The organism is Pseudomonas sp. MWU12-2345 (assembly GCF_023242385.1).
Lineage (GTDB): Bacteria > Pseudomonadota > Gammaproteobacteria > Pseudomonadales > Pseudomonadaceae > Aquipseudomonas > Aquipseudomonas gingeri_D.
This window is the reverse complement of sequence record NZ_JALLJA010000013.1, coordinates 1-21,869: the sequence shown is the minus strand read 5'-3', so window position 1 is coordinate 21,869 and position 21,869 is coordinate 1. Positions and strand designations below refer to the sequence as shown.

Sequence of the window (21,869 nt, the reverse complement as noted above, 5' to 3'; positions counted from 1 at the left end):
GAGCGAGAACCCAGACATGGGCACTATCAAGCAAGACACCATGCCGGTGATCCGAGACGTGCGTGACTTCGACCGCCGTTCCGGCAATCGCCTGGAACGGCTGGTGTTCAATCATCGCCCGTTGTTCATGCTGCTGATGGCCCTGGCCACGGTGGTGCTGGGCTACATGGGCGCAACGCGCCTGGAACTGCGTCCCAGCTTCGAGAACATGATTCCTCGCAGCCAGCCGTATATCCAGAACTTCCTGGAGAACCGCCAGTCGCTGCGCGGCCTGGGCAACTCGGTGCGGGTGGTGATCGAGAACACCCGGGGTGACATTTTCGACCCCGCTTACCTGGACGTGCTCAAGCAAGTCAATGACCAACTGTTCCTCGCCGAAGGCGTCGACCGCGCCTGGATGAAATCCTTGTGGAGTCCGGCGGTGCGCTGGACCGAAGTCACCGAAGACGGTTTCCAGGGTGGGCCGGTGATGCCCGATACCTATGAGGGCAAGCCCGAGCAGATCGAACAGTTGCGCCAGAATATCTCTCGCGCCGGCCTCGTCGGTAGCCTGGTGGCCAGTGACTTCAAGTCGAGCATGCTGGTGGTCCCGTTGCTGGACAAGGCAGTAGCCGGCGGCCGGCCGATCAACTACCAAGCGTTCTCGCAGATGCTCGAAGAACAGCTGCGCGACAAGATCGAATTCGCCGGCGACAGTGCCGCGCGCAAGGCCGGAGAAGAGGGCAAGGGTCCGTACAAAGTCCGGGTGATCGGTTTCGCCAAACTGATGGGTGACCTGATCGATGGTCTGATTCAGGTGATGATGTTCTTTGGCTTGGCCGTGGTCACCTCGCTGGCCATCATTTTCCTCTACACCCGTTGCGTGCGCAGCACCTTGCTGGTGGTCGGCTGCTCGTTGGTCGCGGTGATCTGGCAACTGGGTATCGTCGCCTGGCTGGGCTATGCCATTGACCCGTACTCGGTGTTGGTACCGTTTCTGATCTTCGCTATCGGGGTATCCCACGCGGCGCAGAAGATGAATGGCATCATGCAGGACATCGCCCGTGGCACCCACCGGCTGATCGCCGCACGCTACACCTTTCGCCGGCTGTTCATTGCCGGTGTCACCGCGTTGCTGGCCGACGCCGTGGGCTTCGCCGTGCTGATGGTGATCGACATACCGGTGATCAAGGACTTGGCCATCACCGCCAGTATCGGTGTGGCGGTGCTGATCTTTACTTCACTGTTACTGATGCCGGTGGCGCTGTCCTATGTCGGTGTGGGCGCCAAGGCGGCAGAGCGCGCCCTGAAAATCGACAACCGCGCGGACAGCCATCGGGGCTTTGGCAAACTGTGGGATTGGCTCGACCGTTTCACCACGGTCAAATGGGCCAGGGGCGCCGTCCTGATCGCTCTTCTGATGGGCATCAGCGGCTTCCTGATCAGCCTGCACCTGAAGGTCGGCGACCTTGAAAGTGGGGCGCCGGAGTTGCGTGTCGATTCTCGCTATAACCGTGACAACGCCTACATCACCCATCACTACGCGCTGTCCAGCGACCTGTTCGCGGTGATGATCAAGACACCCGCCGAAGGTTGCCTGAGCTACAAGACGCTGATCCTCGCCGACCGCCTGGCCTGGGAGCTGCAGCAGTATCCGGGGGTGCAGGCAACGGCTTCGCTGGTCAACGCCGTGCGCCAGATCACGGCTGGAACCTATGAGGGCAACCCCAAGCTCAACAGTATCCAGCGTAACCAGGACGTCCTGAACTACGCCGCGCAGCAAGCCTCGGTCAACTCCCCGGAACTGTTCAATACCGATTGCTCGCTGATGCCGGTGATTGCCTTTCTCAAGGATCACAAGGCCCAGACCCTGGATGCGGTGGTTGGCATCGCCGACAAATTTGCCAAGGACAACAGCAGCCCGGATCGCCAGTTCCTGCTGGCGGCCGGAACCGCCGGTATCGAAGCCGCTACCAACATCGTGGTACGCGAGGCCAATCGCACCATGTTGCTCTACGTTTACACGGCGGTGACGCTGTTCTGCCTGCTGACCTTCCGCAGTTGGCGCGCCACGTTGGTGGCGCTGTTGCCACTGGTGCTGACCTCGATCCTCTGCGAGGCGTTGATGGTGGTCATGGGCATTGGCGTGAAGGTGGCGACCCTGCCAGTGATTGCGCTGGGGGTGGGGATCGGTGTCGATTACGCGTTGTACCTGCTCAGTGTGCAGTTGCACTACCAGCGCCAGGGCCTGCCGCTGGCGCTGGCCTACCGCAACGCCGTGGCGTTTACCGGCCGAGTGGTGGGCCTGGTGGGTATTACCCTCGCGGCCGGCGTGGTGTGCTGGGCCTGGTCGCCGATCAAGTTCCAGGCGGACATGGGCATCCTGCTGACCTTCATGTTCCTGTGGAACATGCTCGGCGCCCTGATTCTGATTCCGGCCCTGTCGTATTTCCTGTTGCGGGGGGAGTCGCTTGATCGTCATCCCGTGCCGGAGGCCGCCCCTGCGGGGAACACCAGTGAAACCGCCCCAAGCCAACATCCAGGCCGGGATCACGCCCGGGCCATTGCGGAGTAAGCCAACGATGTCTGATTACAGAGCCCCTTTGCGCGATATGCGCTTTGTCCTCAACGAGGTCTTCGAGGCGCCCACGCTATGGGCCCGGCTGCCAGGCCTGGCCGAGGTGATCGATGAAGCGACGGCCGTCGCGATCCTCGAAGAGGCCGGCAAGCTCAGTGCCGAAGTGATTGCGCCGCTGGACCGCAGTGGCGACGAACAAGGCTGCACATGGAGCCGCGGCAAAGTGACCGTCCCGGACGGTTTCGTCGCGGCGTACCGGGCGTTCGCCGAAGGCGGTTGGGTGGGCGTGGGCGGCGACCCGCAGTTCGGCGGCATGGGCATGCCCAAGGCCATTTCGGCCCAGGTCGAGGAGATGGTCAGTTCAGCCAGCCTGTCTTTCGGTCTATACCCGATGCTGACCGCCGGTGCCTGCCTGTCGATCAATGTTCATGCCAGCCAGGCGCTCAAGGAGCGTTACCTGCCGAACCTGTACGCCGGCGTCTGGACCGGCTCGATGTGCCTGACCGAAGCGCATGCCGGCACCGATCTGGGCCTGATTCGAACCCGGGCCGAGCCTTCGGCTGATGGGAGCTACAGGATCAGCGGCAGCAAGATCTTCATCACCGGCGGCGAGCACGATCTGGCTGAAAACATCATTCACCTGGTGCTGGCCAGGCTGCCGGATGCACCTGCTGGCCCCAAGGGCATTTCACTGTTCCTGGTGCCCAAAGTGTTAGTGAATGCCGACGGTTCGCTGGGCGAGCGCAACGCCCTGTCCTGCGGTTCCATTGAGCACAAGATGGGTATCAAGGCGTCCGCGACCTGCGTGATGAACTTTGATGGGGCCGCCGGCTGGATCGTCGATGCGCCGAACAAGGGCCTGGCGGCGATGTTCACCATGATGAACTACGAACGCCTGGGGGTGGGGATTCAGGGCCTGGCGTTGGGCGAGCGCTCGTACCAGAACGCTGTCGAATATGCCCGAGAGCGCATCCAGAGCCGCGCACCAAGTGGCCCGCAGGCCATCGACAAGGCCGCCGATCCAATCATCGTGCATCCGGATGTGCGGCGCATGCTGTTGACCATGAAGGCCTTGAATGAAGGGGGGCGGGCATTTTCCAGCTATGTGGCCCTGCAACTCGATACCGCCAAGTACAGCGAGGACCCGGCAACCCGTTCTCGCGCCCAGGAGCTGGTGTCGTTGCTGACCCCGGTGGCCAAGGCGTTTCTCACCGACATGGGGCTGGAGACCACGTTGCATGGCCAGCAGATCTTCGGCGGCCACGGTTACATCCGCGAATGGGGGCAGGAGCAATTGGTTCGCGATGTCCGCATCACGCAGATCTACGAAGGCACCAACGGTATCCAGTCACTGGACCTGGCCGGGCGCAAGATCGTCGGTAGCGGCGGGGCGCTCTACCGTTTGTTCGCCGCTGAAATCCGCCATTTCACCGCCAACGCCGGCGCTGGACTCGGCGAGTTCTGCAAGCCTTTGAACGCCGCCGTGGACACCCTCGACGAGCTGACGGAGTGGTTGCTGGATCGGGCAACGAACACGCCCAACGAAATCGGTGCCGCCTCGGTCGAGTACCTGCAGGTGTTCGGCTACACCGCTTATGCCTACATGTGGGCGCTGATGGCCCGAGCGGCCAAGGGCAAGCAGGCGGAGGAGGGCTTCTACGTCAGCAAACTGGGCACCGCACGTTTCTACTTTGCCCGCCTGTTGCCACGCATCCACTCGTTGAGCGCTTCGCTCAGGGCCGGTAGCGAATGCCTGTACGAGCTGGACGCAACGCACTTCTGATCGAAAGGAAAAGGAACCTCAACCATGATGGCGACAAAAATCATTCCTCCGGCCCAAGGCGCTTATACCTATCCCTTGTTGATCAAGCGATTGCTGCTGTCAGGGGTTCGCTACGAGCCTGGGCGGGAGATCGTCTATGCCGACAAACTGCGCTACAGCTACCAGACGCTCAACCAGCGTATCCGCCGACTGGCCAATGCCTTGACGGCTGCCGGGGTCAAGGCCGGGGACACGGTGGCTCTGCTCGATTGGGACAGCCATCGCTACCTGGAGTGTTTCTTTGCCGTGCCGATGATCGGCGCGGTGCTGCATACCGTGAACATTCGTCTTTCTCCGGATCAGGTGCTCTATACCATGAACCACGCCGAGGATGACCTGGTGCTGGTGCATGATGATTTTCTGCCCTTGATCGAGCCGATCCACGGGCAACTGGGTACGGTCAAAGGTTACCTGCAGCTCACTGACGACACGGCAGCCGAGACGGCTCTGCCGGTGCTGGGTGAATATGAGCAGCTGTTGTCCCAGGCAACGGACCAGTACGACTTCCCTGACTTTGACGAAAACTCGGTGGCCACCCTGTTCTACACCACAGGCACGACCGGGCAGCCGAAGGGGGTCTATTTCACTCACCGCCAACTGGTGTTGCACACCTTGAATGCGGCGGGAACGCTGGGCTCCAGTCTACCGCTGCTACGTTGCGATGATGTGTACATGCCCATCACGCCGATGTTTCACGTGCATGCCTGGGGTGTGCCGTATGTCGCCACCCTGATGGGGCTCAAGCAGGTGTACCCCGGCCGTTACGAACCCAACAGCCTGGTCCGGCTGTATCGTGAGGAGAACGTCACCTTTTCCCATTGTGTGCCGACCATTCTGCAAATGATCCTGGGCTGCGAGGAAGCGGCCAGGACCCGCCTGGATGGCTGGAAAATGCTCCTGGGGGGCAGTGCCCTGACCCTGGGCCTTGCCAGCGAAGCAAGCGCCAGGGGGATTGAGGTGCACAGTGGTTATGGCATGTCGGAAACCTGTCCGTTGCTGTGCACGACTTACCTGCGTGAAGAGGCGCTGGCATTACCCATGCACACCCAGTTGGCCCTGCGCATCAAGACCGGGACGCCGGTGCCGATGGTCGATCTGAAAATCATCGATGCCAGTGGCAATGACGTCGCTCATGACGGTGAGTCCTTGGGTGAGATCGTGGTGCGCGCGCCCTGGTTGACCCAAGGTTACTGGAAGGAACCGGAAAAGGGCGCCGAGTTGTGGCGCAATGGCTGGATGCACACCGGTGACATGGCCTCTATCGACGCCTTGGGCGGGGTGGAAATCAAGGATCGGATCAAGGACGTCATCAAGACGGGAGGGGAGTGGATCAGTTCCCTGGAGCTGGAGAGCCTGATCAGCGAGCATGCGGCGGTCAGGTCGGTCGCGGTGGTGGGCATTGTGGATGAACAGTGGGGCGAACGGCCGATGGCGCTGGTGGTGTGCGAGCCTGGGCAGTATCTCGACCACAAGACGCTGGTGATGCACTTGCAAGCGTTTGTCCTGCAGGGGCGGATCAATAAGTGGGCGATTCCCAAGCAGTTCAAGTTTGTCACCGAGATTCCGAGGACCAGCGTCGGGAAGATCGACAAGAAGCGCATCCGGGAAAGTGAGTTGAGCTGAAGGGCGCATCGAAGGCAGAGGGGCGTCGCCCATTCGAAGTCAATGTGTTCGGCACGGTAGTGGTGACCAAGGCTTTCGTGCCTTACGCGCTACCGTAACGGCAACATGAGTCTGATTCTGATGATGCCGGCATTCTCTCGTCGATATCGGTTGATTGAGTTAAATGAACTTCCGCTCATGCCAAAGGCATTGATACGATGGATTGTTTGGAGTGCCTGTTTTTCTTGGTTTGTTATCTTCTATTTTATTTTCTGTGCGGTGTGGATGTATTTAAAGTATGAATGATCGATAGCGCCGTGTTGGGGGAGAGTTACTACTTCTTACATCGAAGGAAAGCTCTATGCGTGCGCAGGGGATGCAGCTCCGTAACGATCACATGCTCTGCCTTGCATCGGGTCAGAGAGCCCCTTCGACGAGCCTGTACCCATGCGTTACAATAGGCACATGTGCATCTACTGAGGCCTGCCATGTCCCATAAAGACAAGCTCCTATGGCTCATCGAGCAAGCTGACATTACCCAGGCCCGGGCGGCGGAGCTCATTGCTCAAGAAACCAAGCGTCCGTGCAGTGTGCGCAGCGTGCGAGCGTGGCTTGCCGACTCAGAAAAAGCCAGTGCGAGGACCTGTCCAGAATGGGCGATCAACGCACTGGAGAGTCGGTTGCGTTTCCTCAAAATGATTGCTTGAGAGTCGGCAAAAGTGCCTTGTGTGACTGCCCATCGCGATCCATTACACAGCACCCAACGGCCTTGGGGCATCACGCAGTATCTATTCGTTGGCGCCCGAATGACTGGAGACACCGCCCATGCTTAAAAACCTGACGTTCGAAGGTGTTGGCCCTGCTGAAAAGCTCGCCATTGACTTCAAGTCGCGCCTGAACTTCCTGACCGGAGACAATGGCCTGGGCAAGAGTTTCGTGCTGGATATTGCCTGGTGGTCGCTTACCCGTACCTGGCCCAGGGAGGGAATGGCCACTCCCCGCAGGGACGCCAAGCGGTCGAGTATTGCTTACTGCTACGAAGGCAGCACCGGCGATTTTGCCTACAAAAGTGACTTCGACCATGAGGCCCAGCAGTGGTCGGTCGAACAGAGCCGCCCGGCGATTCCGGGGGTGGTGATATACGCGGGAGTGGACGGCAGTTTTTCGGTTTGGGACCCGGCTCGCAACTACTGGAAGAGTGACAAGGGAGAGGCGGCGGCACCGAACCGTCCACGAAGCTTTGACTTCTCGCCTGACGCCGTCTGGAACGGATTGCTCTCCAGCGACGGCAAGACCCAGCTGTGCAATGGGCTGATCAGCGACTGGGTGCTGTGGCAGGAAAGCGGCAAGCCCGCTTTCGACGACTTGGTGAAGGTGCTGGATGCTTTGTCGCCCTCTGGCGTAGAAAAGATGAGACCCGGGGAGCCGATGCGGGTGGGCGACAGCGTCAGGGATATTCCTTCGCTGCGCATGCCCTATGGACAAGATGTACCGCTGACCCAGGCGTCGGCGGGAATGCGCCGTATTGCGGCTCTGGCCTATCTGCTGGTGTGGACATGGCGAGAGCATCAGCTTGCTTACGAACGTTATCGAGTCCCACCGGCAAGAGAGATCATCTTTCTCATCGACGAGATCGAGTGCCATTTGCACCCACAATGGCAGCGTCGAATTGTTCCGGCCTTGCTGAATGTCATGAACGCGCTGACCGGTACCCGTGAGGTGCCCGTGCAACTGTTGGCGGCGACCCATTCACCGCTGGTGCTGGCGTCGGTCGAACCGGAGTTTGACGACAATCGTGATTGCATTTGGGATTTCGACCTGGTCGGGACTGAGGTTCACGCTTCGCTCTTTCCGTACTCGCGCAAAGGGGATGTGAATGCCTGGCTATCGTCCGAGGTTTTCAACCTGAAGGAGCCCAGCTCTGTCCCCGCCGAGGAAGCGCTGGAGCGTGCCCGAGCCTTTTTGCGAGAGGTGGCCTCTCAGCCGACACCACTGACGGCCGAGCAACAGAGCACCTTGGCAGAGATTGATTCAGCGTTACGCGGCAGCCTCAGTGATGTCGATTCCTTCTGGATCCGCTGGAGCCATTTCCGCGAGCAGAAGGTGGGCGGCGCATGATTAGAGTTGAACCCGCGGATGAGCCTCAAAGCTTCAATGAACAGGTCAGGAAACCGGGGCTTCGAGCCATTGCTGAAATGGTGGGGGAGCCGGACTTGCCAAAGCGTAGGGGGCGGCCCAGGAAGAAAGTAGCCGAAACACGAGAAGATATTCCGGGTGATGAGTTTCCGCCATTCTGGACTGAAGCCTTACCGGATTTGATGGAGGCATACGGTCGACTGTGCGCGTATGTCTGCATCTACATCGAGCGTGTCACTGGAGGGGGCTCGGTGGATCACATGCTGCCCAAGTCTCGTGCATGGCAGGATGTCTATGAGTGGCAAAACTATCGACTGGCCTGCACGTTGATGAACGCCCGCAAGAACCACTATCAGGATGTCCTGGATCCGTTCGAGGTCGAAGAAGGATGGTTCCGTCTCGAATTGACCGGCTATCAGGTCATTCCCGGGATTGACCTTGATCCCGCGATCAAGGCTCGTGTGCTCGCCACCATTGAGCGGCTGAATCTGAATGACCGTGACTGCCTGAAGGTTCGTGAAGACTATGCAACCGCTTTTGCGAGTGGCGATATCTCGCTGGACTATTTGCGCCGTCGAGCACCTTTCCTTGCCAGGGAAATCGAAGTGGAGGGAGGCGGCCTGCCGATGTCTGTTCGACAGGACTAGACGCGAACCTGTCTCTTTCTGCTGTCCCCTTTCTGCTTTCTGTGCAGTCATTTCTCCGTGAATTGTTTCCGGCAACCCGTCAGACGCGCCGCGACAGGAGCACCAGGTCGGCCGCTTCCTCAGCGTCTTTGAGGAGCGTCGTGCGCGGCGTGCCCATCTGCGCACGCATGGTCAGCCCACGCGCTAGATCCGTGACTTGGATTGCGCGCGCGGTTACGGGAAAGTCAGACGGGATTTCTCCCGCGCTGATCCCGTCCCGGAAACGGCCTTCCACTAGCGTCACCGCGCCAGCTCCCGCGTTCTGCAGGAACTGCCGGACCTCGGGGTCGTTCACAAGCGGCGCGACGCACACGAGAAGACAGCCTGGGGCAGAACCTTTCTCGGTCGCACTTTCTACGGCCTGCCTCAGGAAGCTGGTGAGCGAGTCGCGAAGAGTCCCTGGCGAGAGGAGGGCTTTGGCTGCGAGAGCGCCTTTCCTCTCCGCATACGCCCTGAGGGTACGCAAGAATATCGTCCGCTTGTCCCCAAAGACGGCATACAGGCTCGGTCGTCCCACACCCATGCCGGCGACGAGATCGTCGATCGTCACTCCGTCGTAGCCCTTCGACCGAAACACCTGGGTCGCCTTTTCCAGCGCCCCCGCTTCGTCGAAGCTGCGCGGTCGGCCCCGCGGCCTAGCTGTATTTTGAATCATTTAGTTCAAAACTCGTTGACAATGGTTGTTTCGCAAATATATAACTGAATAGTTCTAAATTGGCAAGCCGGCTCCGGCTTCGCGGGGCTTCACGTTTCACCACGGAGACACCTATGGAACATTCGATCGCACTCGTCACCGGCACCACCTCCGGGCTCGGTTATGCGGCAGCCCGCACTCTTGCCGGAGAGGACTGGCGCGAGATTATCGTCACCGGGCGCAGCCTGGCCCGGACCCAGGAGACGGCCGCTCAGCTCGCGGCGCAGACCAAGGCGCAGGTCTTCACGCCGCTGGAGCTGGATCTGAACTCGCCGGCCAGCGTCGAGTCCGCCCTCGCCGAGCTGGTCAAGCGCGGTCGGCCGATCGATTTCCTGCTGCTCAATGCAGGGATGGTTCCAGGCAAGGAGCGCGTGATCACGGCCGCAGGCGTCGAGGCTTCCCAGGCCCCGCTGATCGGCCATCATCAACTGACGGTCGGCTTGCTTCGTGCCAACCTGCTGAGCCCCAACGCACGGATTGTTATCGCCGGTGCAGAGCCTGCCCGAGGGGGTGTACCCATGTTCCGCTACACCGACGTGCCAGCCTTCGCGGCCAAGTACTACCGGGGTGACCAAACCGCCGCTGTGGAAGCCTTGATCCGCAACGGGCCGAACGTGAAGTACGTGCCCAACAATGCGTATGCCGACGCGAAGCTGATTGTCGCTTGGTGGGTCGCGGCGCTGGCCCGCCGGCTACCTTCCGGCATGGCCGTATACGCCGTGTCGCCCGGTGCCGCGACCGCTACCAAGGTTTCGCGACAAGCTGGCCTGGCCGTGAAGTATCTGTTTATCCCAATCGCGAACCTTATTCCCGGCATGAATCAGACGCCGGAGACTGCGGCCCGTCGGTACCTCCAGGCGTCGGAGTTCGGAACCGACGTCTCAGGGCAATTCTTCGCCTCGGCTCAAGGGAAGTTCTCAGGCCCCATTGAGGCGCAGCGCCACCCACATCTCCACGATCACGCCAGCCAGGAAGCCGCGTGGCAGGCCGTCGTCAAGGTCTCCGGCGTCGACTTGTCCTAGCCTGCATCTTTGGTGATGGCGACCCAGGACTGATCGCCCCGACAGCCTGCCAAGCCTACGTCAAAGAAGTTTCAACACCAGGGTGACCGTGGGGCTGTCTGAGTGCGCGAATATCCAGTTCGGTCGGCCCAACAATCTCGATCGACATTGGCTGAGTGCCTGCCTGATACAGTATCCAGGCGTGTACCAACCTCAATTGCCAGGCCGTCAGTTGTATCGCAACGCCAGGGGCGTCGTATGAAGGACTCCATCCTGTTGCTTCTCACCGCGCTGGTGGTGGCCGCCGTGTCCTGGGCGTTTTGGCATTTTGCTGGTGCTGATGGGTTTGCGGTCTTGAACCTTCTCGCCCTTGTTGCTTTGGCTGCAGATAACCTGCGACTTCGCAGACGGTTGAAGCGGCTGCTCTAAATTCTGCTGTCGTCGTCAGGCTGCGTCTGTTGTGGTTCAACGGTGCCGGGCACTGCATTGGTTTTCTGCTCAGTCCGAACAGGTATCAAGCAATGGCCTGAGGGGCTGATACGGTTGTAGAGCTTTATACTAATGAACGGGAAGATCCGCTTCCCGTTCATCTATCGTTTTAGAGTTGTCAGATGCTGACGCTGGCCGCTTGCTCATCCAGCACCGAGTCCATCTTTAGCTGTGCCAACTCAATGAGATGCACCACTCCCATCGCCACCTTGCGGTTCGAACCGGTCTGGTTGTCGGCGTGCTCATAGGCCGTGGCCGCCGCGGATTGCAGAATCGAATAGACGTTGACCAGGGTGTCTTCCTGATTCTTGGGCTCATTCAAATGATCACGCAACATGGTGACGGGGGGAGGTTTCGAGCCTACGTCCGGGCCGAGGTTGTAGTAAGACAGGGCTCGGTCGGCGATACGAGGGTCGATGCTTTCAATGTTGGATATTGCAGGCGGATTGGGGGTTACTTTGAACATATTCGCACTTCCAATGTTAAGTGGAACTGCCAGTCATCGCGACTAAACGAGGGGGTGGCAGCTGTACACAGGTTAGTCGACCGGAACATTGGGAACCCGGCGCGCCCGAAGGCGCCCTGCGCACAGCCACCATAAAGCAGGGCAATAAAAATTGTGCCCGACAGGGAGGTGACGCTTGTGCGCCCAATGTAGAACTTCCGGGCGACTAAACCCGATCACTGATGAGCAGTGACGAGTCGAAGCCTAGCGGCGGGAGCAGGCGCAAACAAGCGGTCAGGATTTTCTAGGAAATTTCAGTCAAGGGAAAGAGAGATCTCTTGCGTGCCGCTGAAATGACAGGCTTCCGTGAGGGGGGAGAGGGCGGTTGGCCGTATAGTCCCGCCTGTAGCTCCCTTGAAAGAATCTGGGGAGCGCTGCGTCGTAGCCTCCCGACCCTGGTCAATCAGAGTGCGCCCAGCCTGGCGCTTCGGTAATCTGCGGGTACTGTGGAGTCAACCGTGCCGTACAAGGACGAAACCGATGATCAAACGTATTGGTGAGACAGAAATCAAACCGGTTCACAACGCTTCCTGCCACTGTGGGGAGGTGGTGCTTGAGCTGGAACTACCGAACGGCGTGGTTGATCCGAAACGATGCAACTGTTCACTTTGCAAGAGGCGAGGCGCCGTTATGGGCACCGTTCCCCTCACGGGCCTGAAGATCCTGAAAGGGGCCGACGTGCTGAAGAGTTATCACTTCAACACCCAGCAGGCCAGCCACTATTTCTGTTCCGTCTGTGGGGTGTACACCCATCACATCAGGCGAATCGATCCCTCACAGTGCGCTTACAACGTTGGCTGCTTGGACGGTGTTGACCCTGCAGACTTGGGCATGGTGCCGGTGAGTAACGGACGTAACCACCCGTTAGACAAAAAGTAAGCTGACCCAAACGGATGAGAAGATCATCGTGGCGTCCTCACCCTGAATACCCATTACCCACCACGTGTGAATGTAAAAAATGCACTTAAAGCGATTTAGATGTTTCGGAACAGGCCCGAACAGTGGAAATGAAGCTTTGGTCATTTTTCAAAGGGGTTCCTCCGAATGGTCGGTCGCTGAGCGGCAAAAATTCGCAGCCGAACAGAAGGCCAATGCCTGCGTCTTCATCAACACAATGGAAGACGGTATCGGACCGTGCGTTCTCGATTTTTATTACCCGCATGCTCGAAGTCCCCTCTGTCTGCACGCATCCCTGGCGGCTGCGCATTACATGCAGACCCATCATGTCGCTGAGTATTCAGGGTCAGCACTGACGGTCATGCACAAACAGGTATTGACCTTCGCGCATGCAGGAAATGAACTGCATATCAGCGTCGAGCCTGATCATGTGAAAAGGCCTGTGCCCACCATCGGCGCCGTTGCAGAACTGCTTGGCTGCACGGAATCAGCGATCAAGACCCCGGCGGCCATCGCATCAATCGGCAGCCCCAAGCTATTGGTTGAAATGGTTAGTCCCGAGGCGTTGTACGCATTGCGCCCCCACCTGAATGGGATTGTCGCATGGGGGAAGGGGGCCGCCGTGAGCGGCATTTACGCCTACGCGCACCGCGAAATACATCAGTACGAGGGACGTAATTTCAATCATCTGGAGGAGAGCCTGGAGGATGCTGCAACGGGGGTGGCCGCAGGCGCGCTCAGCGTACTCCTGGCAAGAAACATCATCCTGCATCAAGGCGTCATGCTGGGAAATAGGTGTCAAATCAGCGCGTCGAATTGTGATGGGTTGATCAGCGTTGGAGGCTTGGTTTACGAAGCATGACAACAGCGTTTTCCTGCTCCGTCGGCTCCACAACCTGCGGTAAGGGGGAACCGCCTACTCACCTATCGAAGACAGTCTGGATCGCGCAATGTGGACATTCGGCATGCGATTGACTAGGTTGCGACGTGGCATCGGGTTTTCGAGCTACCCATCAAGCGTTCGCCTCAGAAATGGATGTCTCTATGACCGCATTCACGCAAACAGATGCACAGCAGCGTGCAGACGATATCAGGGTATTCCAGCAAGAGCTGGAACGGCTTGAGCAGCATGGTGTACTTACGCTTTCAGAAGAGCAGCGGGACTCGGTGGCCTACCATCATCGCGACTTGCTGGACAGCTATACTCGCTCGTTCGACATCGATCGAACGACGGCATCTCGGCAACTCTCGATCGGCATGCGTGCTGCCTCGTTTCTGGGGGCGCTGGCCTTGGCGGCAAGCATTTTCTTCCTCTTCTATAAATTCTGGGGGATGTTCTCTACCCCGGCGCAGGTCACGACACTGGTATTGGCTCCGCTAGGCACTTTTCTTGGCACGATGTGGATACAAAGTAACGACGCTACCGGTTACTTCACTAAACTAGCGGCCCTGGTGGCATTTGCCTGTTTCGTTCTCGATATTACGATGCTTGGGCAAATCTTCAATATTACTTCATCTGACAACGCCTTGATTGTCTGGGCGGCATTAGCACTCCTTCTGGCATATACATGTAAGTTGCGTTTGCTGCTTGCCGCCGGCATTCTTTGCCTTGTTGGCTTCATTGCTGCTCGTGCCGGGACGTGGGGTGGCATGTATTGGCTTGACCTTGGTGATCGACCAGAGAATTTTTTTCCTGCTGCGATTTTACTCTTTCTTGTGGCGCTATTTGTGCCGCACCGGGATTTTTCCGGATTTGCTGTGATATACCGAATCTTTTCTTTTCTGACATTGTTTCTGCCCATGCTGGTATTAGCCAATTGGGGTGGTGGCAGTTATTTTGAAGCTGATCCAGTGTTTATCAAACATTGTTATCAGGTCGCAGGCTTCCTTTTTAGTAGCGGCGCAATTTGGCTCGGCATACGAAATTATTGGCCGGAAGTGGTGAACACTGGCATGACGTTTTTCGTGGTTTTCCTTTACACCAAACTTTACGATTGGTGGTGGGCGTCTATGCCGAAATATTTGTTCTTTTTCGTGCTGGCTCTGACGGCTGTGCTCATACTCGTTGTTCTCAAGCGGTTGAGGACAGCACAGTCCGGGGAGGCGAAATGATGAACTGGACGCGTCGACACTCGTTGATCGCCGGAGTAGGGTTGATTTTGATCACAAATGTGGTCGTGCTGCTGGGCGTTGCATACAACAAAAGTGGAACGCCCGAGAGTGTGCTTAAGTTGTCGCAGCGTGAATTGCAAGTTCCTTATGGTGGAAGGGAGGGTGCTGACAATAGTGGGATGTCGCTAAGACTGATAGCGAGGTCTACCGGCCCTTTTAGCATGGGGGCTTCCGGCGAAGAGGACAGTGATGGATGGTTTGGCAAGGAGAAGCTTGCTGAATTGGGATTTGATGTTTCAGCACCGGCCGATACGGAACAGGGCCGCGCTTACTATCAAAAACAACATTCCAGACAGGTATTTATAGTTTTGGAATTTAATGGTCGAGCATATCAACACGCGGTTGAGGTTGCCAGGAAGATGGAAGCAGCCGAATTAAATAAAAAACAGCCAACAACGCTGGCTAGAGAGCAGACTATGAGCAGTCGACTATTCATTGTTGACGCTGGCGTAAGCCGCGAAGCCCTGCGTGCGAAGTACCCGGATACGACTCAATACAGCATTGTCCGTGGACAGGTCCGAGCGATGGTTTACACTCATAATAATCAGGCAATGCTTATAGGTTATGTCAATCAGAGGGGGGCTGAAAACATCAACGTGCCGTTTACGTTCAGGTCTGTATTTGAGCCGATGCAGCGAACCGTTCAGGAAAACGGTTACTCCGCATCAAATAGCGGGTCGCCTTCATTTGAGGCAGCGATTGCTTTTGGTAAACGACTTGAACCATGGATGGTGGCGGCGACGGCAAAATAGTAATAGCTGTCATTGACCTTGCTGGGTTGCCTTGTTGCAGCCACACATATGTCTGCAGCCACATATGCACCGAACGGCTGCCCAGGGCGTCGGTGTAATCGCGAACCTCGTACCAAACTGACCACCCTGGTAATGGCAGGCAGGTCAGTAGGAGGAGTGATAGTGAGGTGATTTTTTCAGGGGGGCATTCAGTCCGAGTGTCCATACGAGGCGCCGGTAGTTTAACCCGATCGCTTGTGGCTGTTTCGATTAGGCGCCGAGGATGCTGAAGCATGCACCACTGTCATCCTCAGTGACGGAATCGCATTCATGTTAAAGTGCCATCTTTCTGTCGATTAAGTACGCCCGCATGGATGCTTCGTTTCACCGCTTCAGCTGTTTTCCTTTGCTCACTCTCGCCCTGGCACTTTCAGGATGCCAAACGAGCGGGTTCGGATCTTATTCACCGCCTGCTGTCTCATCAGGGCCTGAGGTGTTCAACGCTGTTTTGAACGAGCCGCCAGAGCCGAACTTAATCGTGCGTAAAGGCGATCAGATCACCTATGCCGTGATCACACCGTCGGAGTTAGGGCACCGCTACATGGTGCGCTTCATCTCCGATTGCAGTCAGCCCACTGCGCGGATGCTTTTTTACACTTCCGGTGGAATGAAGCTGTTTTCTGATGGCTCACAAGCTCACCCGGAGGAAATCGGGCAGCTACCGAGTGAGCAAAAAAAGCAGTATTTGCAGGGCGCGCAGCTTAAACAGGCCTGCGCTCAAACTGCACTGACCGACTGGCGCGTCGTCGCAACACCCGACCATCAGGATTGGCAACTGATCGACCGCGCCAGCCTGAAGGTGAAGGGGGATGAGGTCATCTTCTGGAGCGCCCGAGTCCCGGCCCGCGAGATGCTGACGCCCGACAGAACGGCCGTGTATAAGCAGTCAAGGCAGTGGTGGAGGGCAAATTGTTCGCATCAACAGCTTACCCTCTTGAGTGACTTCTACTTTGGCGCGGACAGCTATGTCATCGGCTCGACGTGGCGGGAAAAACGGGTTCCTAAAAGCAGCAGTCTTCTGCAAGCTGATGAGCGCCAATTGTTTCAGTTGGCTTGTGGCAAACCGCAGTCATTGGATCAGTACCCGCATTATGAAGGGCGTAAGCAATCAGGCTTTGAGTTGCCACCACAGGTGATCGCGGCCCCTGTCCTGAAGGCCATCAAGGCATTGAACATGCCTGCACCGCAGAAAAGTATCCAGCACCTGCGCCTGGCGTCCGACGACATGGAAGAGGCAAAGCGATCAGGGCTCTATAACTTGATGCGCTGGGGACGCGATTCATACTACGAGTCGAGCGGCGCGGGAAAATTATTGATTGAACATCGCCAAGTCTCGCCAAATCAGGAGGTCGATGTCAGTTTTCGAGGCCTGATCACCCTGAGCAAAAGTAGCTACTACACCCCTGTGAGTGGGCCGACTATCAGTGACCGCCCACCCGCCATCGATCTCAGGTTCAAGGGCGACTGGGCGAAGATGCCGGTTGGTGCGCAGTTGCGATACACCCTGCAGATATCGTTCACCTTTGGTGATGTGCCTGGGATACCGTTGGACTATAGCGTCACGTGCAACGTTGAATCGCAGCAGCCTGCCAGCGACTATTACCCGAACCTGACGGGCAACGCCAAGGTACTCAGCTGTACCGGCAAGGACTACGACTGGGGGCAAGGCGTCGCGACTTACGCCTACCTGGAGGTGTATGGATTGTTTGTACCGCTCGAGTATGTCGGTAACGGCCCGCCCAAATGGTACGGGAAGTGGACGATCAAGTCGGTAGAGTAAAACCACCTGGAACGGGAAGCTTGGCTTCCCGTTTCCGCTCTACATGGAGCGCCATCAGCGGCTCAATCTGCCTCCACGGGTTGGAAGCTCAGGTCCGAAATGGACCTTTCAATATCACGCCGAGAGCCTCTAATAGTGTCTATCCGCTGCTGGATCAACGTCTCGCTTTTTCTCCTGGTCAGTTCACTCTGATCAGGCACATCGAATAGGATTGCCGTTATGTCTGCGGTGTTTCGTTAGAGGCTTGAAAAATACGGCTGGTGACGCACCCTACGCCCCACTGATTGCAGTAAAAACCGGCCACCTGATGCCTTCGCTGGAGGCTCGCGGCCAATGGTATTTACAAACGTCAGGTCTGGGGTGGAATAGGCGCGTTTGGCGCAAGAAAGGGCTTCAGGTCGCTCCACGGAATGATGACCTCGGTCGTCCCAAACGCGTAGGCGAGCACCGCGTATGGATCAATAGTAATGAGCAAGCCGTCTTGTGTAAGCGTCCAGCCACGGATGTTGATTGCGGCGCGCTCGACCCTATCGCGTTCTACTGACGTGCCGTCAGCTTTCTTTTTGATGGCCTCGTAGCTTCGGCTGGTCAAAAAGTCTTTCCAGGCGGTGTCTATGTTGAACAGATCCGTAGCTTCAAGAGTATGGAGGCGCGGCTCGATGATGTACGTGAGGCCGATCGTTCCGCCTTGGCCATGCGGCGTGCCATGGCAGTATTCCCAGTCTGTCGCCTTGACGCTGATTACCTTCGCGGAAGCGTAGTTCACTTCAAGGCTGGAGTATTCGTCGCCATGTCTAGAGCCGCAATCCGAGTCAACCGCGCGCATCATCCGTTTTTTTTCCATTGCGTCATTCCATGACGCAATCGCTGGTGACAACGGTGCATCGATTCGTGGTGCGCCAGCGTGAATTTCGTACGGCCGGCCAGCTTTGTCGTGAGTGGTCGCGGAAAAGTAGTCGCTACGGCTGAACAGGTAGGGCCCAATCGTAACCGCCGCGGTAGAAAGGTCTTTGAGGCGATCCGTATAGCGCTTAGTCAGGCAGAATCCGACTTCGGAGGCATCCTGAGGCGTGAAACAGAGATCTCGTACGAACTGCAACCATTGTCGTTGCCCGTCTCGCAGGATGGTCTGTCCGTCCGACGACAGGCGTTGCAACGCGGCGTTATACGACGTTGCGATTGAGCTATCCAACGTTGATAGCGCCGGATCGGCGCACACGGCTTTTTCCAAAGGTGAATGGGCGTTGTCGCAATCGAAACTCGCGGCAGACGCAATCGTTGGTATCAGACACGCTATAACCAGAGCACGCTTAATCATTTCAACACTCCTTGAGCTTTGGGAAAACCGAGCGCTACGAATACAGATCAATAAACTGCTTGCTAGGTGTTCAGTCTCGGAGGGGCATGGCACATCCTTGCCAAAAAACGGAAATGGTATACGACTTACAACCGGCGAGGACTTTGTTATATATGGCTCGTCGGGGTCCGCTCCGGCGCTGACTGTGTACAGCTCTCCGGTACACTTATCGGTTTGGGAAAGTCGCCGTCGGCCTTCATTAAGTGACCGATGTCCATGTAGTTCCAGAGCCAGCCTGCGTGCAGCTTCTGGCTAAAGCAGGTAAAAAACAGCTGTTTTTCACCCCATTTCGGTTGCCATGCTGTATCCATCAAGGTTCGGGCCGACGCACTGTTGCCTGAATAGATGTACGTCAGCATGTCACGCCATAGCAGGGCGGGTGGCCACAGATCGTTGGTACCGACCTCTTCCAGCAGGAGCGCCTGCGTATCTTCCTTCAGCTCGACATCCGATGGCGCCGGTTTGCGCATGCCAGCGACGTTCAGCACATAGCGTCCTTGTATGGCATCCCAACTGAGCGAGACTGGCGGTGCAGGGCTGCCTGCGAATGAGTGGTACCAAAACGCGAAACTGAAATCGAAGAAACCCAATACCGGTCCGCCATGAGCAACCTCCTGCATATCGAACTGATCCGAGTTGTAAGCCTCGATATCTTGTTTATGCAGTGATGGAGCAAAACTGATGATGTGCAACGTATGGCAACAATTAGCGCCACCACTGCGGCCCACCACGATCATGTTCGGCGCATGGGTGGGGTCGGGGTCTGTATAGAGCACGTCGAAGTCGAAGTTTCTGAGCGTGATCGGCTGTGAACCTTCTCGCGTCAAGGTCACGATTTTTTTGTCGTCATCCGACTGAGACTTCGCCTTCAGCACGGACACTTGGACGCTCGTATCGCCGACAGTTGAAGTGATCAGCTTCTGGGGTTCGGCTTCCACAGCCCAAACCTGGCTCACAGCAAGATACAACAGCCACGGGGCACACCAGCGCATAAGCATCACATTTCCCCTGAATGTCTAACACAGCAAGTCCATTTGAAATTGACCAAGCGGTGAAGCACGTGGCTCTGGCCGAATTGATCAAAGCAATAGGCTATTACCTTGACATCATCCTCGGTCCAAGTGAAGTTTCTCAGGCCGCTTGCTTGAACATTCAGCAATCCATTCAGCAAGTTGACAGTCTGTCAGCGAACAGGCATCACAGGTGAGCAACGGCAGCCATTTATGCGGCGGCAGCGATCAGTATCTTGATTCCGCCTGTGGTGGTTCAACTGCGTCGCACACAGCATGGGGTCGGTCCGAGCAGGGCGCAGGCAATCGACTGAGGGGGGCTGACATGGCCGTTGAACTTCGGAGCCGAACGAGCGGAAAGCCAGGCTTTCCGCTCTCCGTAGAACGTGGTCAGCCGCCGGTGCTGACCGCTTGCCCATCCAGTACTGAGTCCATTTTGAGCTGTGCGAGTTCGATCAGATGAACCACACCCATCGCCACCTTGCGGTTCGAACCGGTCTGGTTGTCGGCGTGCTCATAGGCCGTGGCCGCCGCGGATTGCAGAATCGAGTAGACGTTGGTCAGAGCGTCTTCCTGGCTCCCGGGCTCATTCAGATGCTCATGCAACACGGTGACAGGCGCTGGTTTGACGCTTGCCTTCGGACCGAGGTTGTAGTGAGACAAAGCACGGTCGGCGATACGAGGGTCGATGCTTTCGATGTTTGAGGTTGCAGGCGGATTGGGGGTGGGCTTGAACATAGTACGAGGTACTCCAAGTGCATGTATTGAAGCCGTCACCATCGCTACCAAACGATTGAAGGGTGGCGGCCGTACGCAGGTTGGTAGACCGGTGCACTAGGAACCCGGCGCGTCCGCGGACGCCCTGCGCACGACCACCATAAAAGCTGAGGCCGAAAAAAAGCGCCTTGCTCAAGGTGGCGCTTTGCGCCTAGTTACACCGAGGGCTACCAAACCCTGTCACTGATGTGCAGTGACGGATCGAAGATAACCAGCGATATGGGCAGGCGCAAGCGGTCAGGATTTTCTAGGAAATTTCACTCAAGGGAAAGAGAGAACTCTTGCCGGACGCTGAAATTGCCGGCTCCAGTGAGAGACCGTGAGCACCACTGGCCCTGTGTTCGATCCCGCTGGTTGAAAGGTACCGTTGATGGCAGACTGCTTTCGAGCCAAGGTGGGCGTTGGTAGTCATGAGGAGGATGCAGAAAACTCAAACGCAGCCGTTACAAAGGCACGTTCCAATTGAAGCCACACACCTCCTGTCGAAACCATTGCGCTAGAACACATCATGATCGATCTATTCATTGCTCTTCTGGAGTTCCTGGGCCCTCTGGACTCTGTAGCCCAAGCAGACGGGCCGTCCACATGGGCACGACGTAATCGGAAGCTGATCAGAGTCTTGTACATCCTTTGTATGCTTCCCGTGTGCGTAGCGCTCTTGCTGCTTTTTATCGACTGGGTGGCTGGCCTCGGCATCGGAGGGAAGAGGGTGGTCATGGTCGTGGTGGGGATGCAACTGATCGGTTTGTTTGTCCTGCTGCACCGCAAGAGCAATAAATAAACGTCATCGTTTGGTTCCGCCATCTCCGTAAGCGGCGACGCGGGCCCGTTCCGAGATGTCTCTGTCTCGGGCACTCAAGGAAGGATAAAATGTGGTCGAGGAATACAATCAAGCACTCGTCATAGGTGCGGCCTGCAGCGCCATGGCTGCCGCTTTACACATAGGCGTTGTCATTGCAGGTCCTGCCGGATACCAGTTTGCCGGCGCAGGAAAACGCTTTGTTCGCGCAGCGGAGGCGGGAAGAGCATTTCCGGCAATCGTCACAATTGGAATCGCGCTGATCCTCACGGTCTGGGCTCTCTATGCCCTGTCCGGCGCGTCGGTGATTAGACCGTTACCACTGTTGCGACCCGTGCTAAGTGCTATAACGCTCGTTTACCTGCTTCGGGGATTCGCAGGATTTTTCATCTTGAAAAATACCGGCAGAACCACTCGATTCATTCTGATCAGCTCGGCAGTCTGCACAGGTTTTGGTATGGCCCATTTTGTCGGGCTCGTTCAAGTGTGGGGACGGCTGGTCTAGGTACAGCTATTCCCCCATCGACGTTGGTTGTGGGCACGCTAGCTCGGCTCGAATTCGCGGCGTTGTCCGGGTTGAACCATGAAGACGTCCTTCCATAATGCATCCTCTTGCTCGGTGCTTAAGGATGCACCATGACTCTCCGAGACTGAACACCTAGGGTGCGAAGAAGCGGCACGCTCAGCAGGGATTTCGCATTCTGCGACAGTCTTTTCACGAATTCCTCACATCCTGGAGCGCAGATTGACCTGACAAAAGGATTTGGCCCCATCAAACAAAAAAACCGCCATGT

At 57.2% G+C, this 21,869-nt stretch carries 20 protein-coding genes; 15 read left to right on the top strand and 5 right to left on the bottom strand.

The genetic code is table 11. From position 1 onward, the window contains the following. The first annotated feature begins 16 nt into the window (after nt 1–16). From M5C71_RS22860 to M5C71_RS22835, 6 genes are all read left to right on the top strand, one after another. On the top strand, nt 17–2,554 hold the full coding sequence (locus tag M5C71_RS22860; RefSeq protein ID WP_248768782.1) for an MMPL family transporter: 2,538 nt from the start codon (nt 17–19) through the stop codon (nt 2,552–2,554). 7 nt (nt 2,555–2,561) lie between these two features. Then, nucleotides 2,562–4,340: an acyl-CoA dehydrogenase C-terminal domain-containing protein gene (locus tag M5C71_RS22855; protein WP_248768781.1), complete on the top strand. Its 1,779-nt coding sequence runs from the start codon at nt 2,562–2,564 to the stop codon at nt 4,338–4,340. A gap of 24 nt (nt 4,341–4,364) precedes the next feature. Next, complete coding sequence (locus M5C71_RS22850) at nt 4,365–6,002, top strand: fatty acid--CoA ligase (RefSeq protein WP_152739969.1); 1,638 nt, start codon at nt 4,365–4,367, stop codon at nt 6,000–6,002. A 467-nt stretch (nt 6,003–6,469) separates the two neighbouring features. After that, nucleotides 6,470–6,688 carry a hypothetical protein gene (locus tag M5C71_RS22845; RefSeq protein WP_152739970.1) on the top strand — a complete coding sequence of 73 codons (219 nt, stop codon included), beginning with the start codon at nt 6,470–6,472 and terminating at the stop codon, nt 6,686–6,688. A gap of 118 nt (nt 6,689–6,806) precedes the next feature. Continuing rightward, complete coding sequence (locus M5C71_RS22840) at nt 6,807–8,099, top strand: ATP-binding protein (protein ID WP_152739971.1); 1,293 nt, start codon at nt 6,807–6,809, stop codon at nt 8,097–8,099. After that, nucleotides 8,096–8,764, top strand: a complete 669-nt coding sequence (locus M5C71_RS22835; RefSeq protein WP_177103594.1) for a hypothetical protein — start codon at nt 8,096–8,098, stop codon at nt 8,762–8,764. The genes M5C71_RS22840 and M5C71_RS22835 overlap by 4 nt, the downstream gene beginning before the upstream one ends. A gap of 79 nt (nt 8,765–8,843) precedes the next feature. Here the strand turns inward: M5C71_RS22835 and M5C71_RS22830 are convergent, their stop codons facing one another. Next, nucleotides 8,844–9,458 (bottom strand): TetR/AcrR family transcriptional regulator, encoded by a 615-nt coding sequence (locus M5C71_RS22830; protein WP_177103592.1) that lies wholly within the window; start codon nt 9,456–9,458, stop codon nt 8,844–8,846. 113 nt (nt 9,459–9,571) lie between these two features. On the opposite strand from M5C71_RS22830, the gene M5C71_RS22825 reads away from it, so the two are divergent. Further along, nucleotides 9,572–10,519 (top strand): SDR family NAD(P)-dependent oxidoreductase, encoded by a 948-nt coding sequence (locus M5C71_RS22825; protein ID WP_248768780.1) that lies wholly within the window; start codon nt 9,572–9,574, stop codon nt 10,517–10,519. A gap of 237 nt (nt 10,520–10,756) precedes the next feature. Continuing rightward, a complete protein-coding gene (locus tag M5C71_RS22820; protein ID WP_178130051.1) occupies nt 10,757–10,927 on the top strand; it encodes a hypothetical protein in 171 nt (56 codons plus the stop codon). 178 nt (nt 10,928–11,105) lie between these two features. Here the strand turns inward: M5C71_RS22820 and M5C71_RS22815 are convergent, their stop codons facing one another. Beyond that, nucleotides 11,106–11,453, bottom strand: a complete 348-nt coding sequence (locus tag M5C71_RS22815) for a hypothetical protein (protein WP_248768779.1) — start codon at nt 11,451–11,453, stop codon at nt 11,106–11,108. A gap of 519 nt (nt 11,454–11,972) precedes the next feature. On the opposite strand from M5C71_RS22815, the gene M5C71_RS22810 reads away from it, so the two are divergent. The 5 genes from M5C71_RS22810 (at nt 11,973) to M5C71_RS22790 (ending at nt 17,132) form a co-directional block, all read left to right on the top strand. Continuing rightward, complete coding sequence (locus M5C71_RS22810; RefSeq protein WP_248768778.1) at nt 11,973–12,371, top strand: GFA family protein; 399 nt, start codon at nt 11,973–11,975, stop codon at nt 12,369–12,371. 79 nt (nt 12,372–12,450) lie between these two features. After that, complete coding sequence (locus tag M5C71_RS22805) at nt 12,451–13,251, top strand: PhzF family phenazine biosynthesis protein (protein ID WP_283094050.1); 801 nt, start codon at nt 12,451–12,453, stop codon at nt 13,249–13,251. 182 nt (nt 13,252–13,433) lie between these two features. After that, nucleotides 13,434–14,501: a DUF2157 domain-containing protein gene (locus M5C71_RS22800; protein WP_248768776.1), complete on the top strand. Its 1,068-nt coding sequence runs from the start codon at nt 13,434–13,436 to the stop codon at nt 14,499–14,501. Next, nucleotides 14,498–15,313 (top strand): DUF4824 family protein, encoded by an 816-nt coding sequence (locus M5C71_RS22795; protein WP_248768775.1) that lies wholly within the window; start codon nt 14,498–14,500, stop codon nt 15,311–15,313. The genes M5C71_RS22800 and M5C71_RS22795 overlap by 4 nt, the downstream gene beginning before the upstream one ends. Before the next feature lie 349 nt (nt 15,314–15,662). Continuing rightward, nucleotides 15,663–17,132: a hypothetical protein gene (locus tag M5C71_RS22790; RefSeq protein ID WP_248768774.1), complete on the top strand. Its 1,470-nt coding sequence runs from the start codon at nt 15,663–15,665 to the stop codon at nt 17,130–17,132. Between the two features lie 349 nt (nt 17,133–17,481). On the opposite strand, the gene M5C71_RS22785 is transcribed toward M5C71_RS22790, so the two are convergent. The 3 genes from M5C71_RS22785 to M5C71_RS22775 form a co-directional block, all read right to left on the bottom strand. Further along, nucleotides 17,482–18,450, bottom strand: coding sequence for a DUF3298 domain-containing protein (locus M5C71_RS22785; protein WP_248768773.1), 969 nt, complete (start codon nt 18,448–18,450; stop codon nt 17,482–17,484). Between the two features lie 146 nt (nt 18,451–18,596). Then, nucleotides 18,597–19,427 (bottom strand): hypothetical protein, encoded by an 831-nt coding sequence (locus M5C71_RS22780; RefSeq protein ID WP_248768772.1) that lies wholly within the window; start codon nt 19,425–19,427, stop codon nt 18,597–18,599. Between the two features lie 462 nt (nt 19,428–19,889). Then, the gene (locus tag M5C71_RS22775) at nt 19,890–20,237 is read right to left on the bottom strand and encodes a hypothetical protein (protein ID WP_248768771.1); all 348 of its coding nucleotides are present in this window, start codon (nt 20,235–20,237) and stop codon (nt 19,890–19,892) included. A gap of 547 nt (nt 20,238–20,784) precedes the next feature. On the opposite strand from M5C71_RS22775, the gene M5C71_RS22770 reads away from it, so the two are divergent. Beyond that, nucleotides 20,785–21,057: a hypothetical protein gene (locus tag M5C71_RS22770; protein WP_248768770.1), complete on the top strand. Its 273-nt coding sequence runs from the start codon at nt 20,785–20,787 to the stop codon at nt 21,055–21,057. 91 nt (nt 21,058–21,148) lie between these two features. Continuing rightward, the gene (locus M5C71_RS22765) at nt 21,149–21,580 is read left to right on the top strand and encodes a hypothetical protein (RefSeq protein WP_248768769.1); all 432 of its coding nucleotides are present in this window, start codon (nt 21,149–21,151) and stop codon (nt 21,578–21,580) included. The last annotated feature ends 289 nt before the right edge of the window (nt 21,581–21,869 follow it).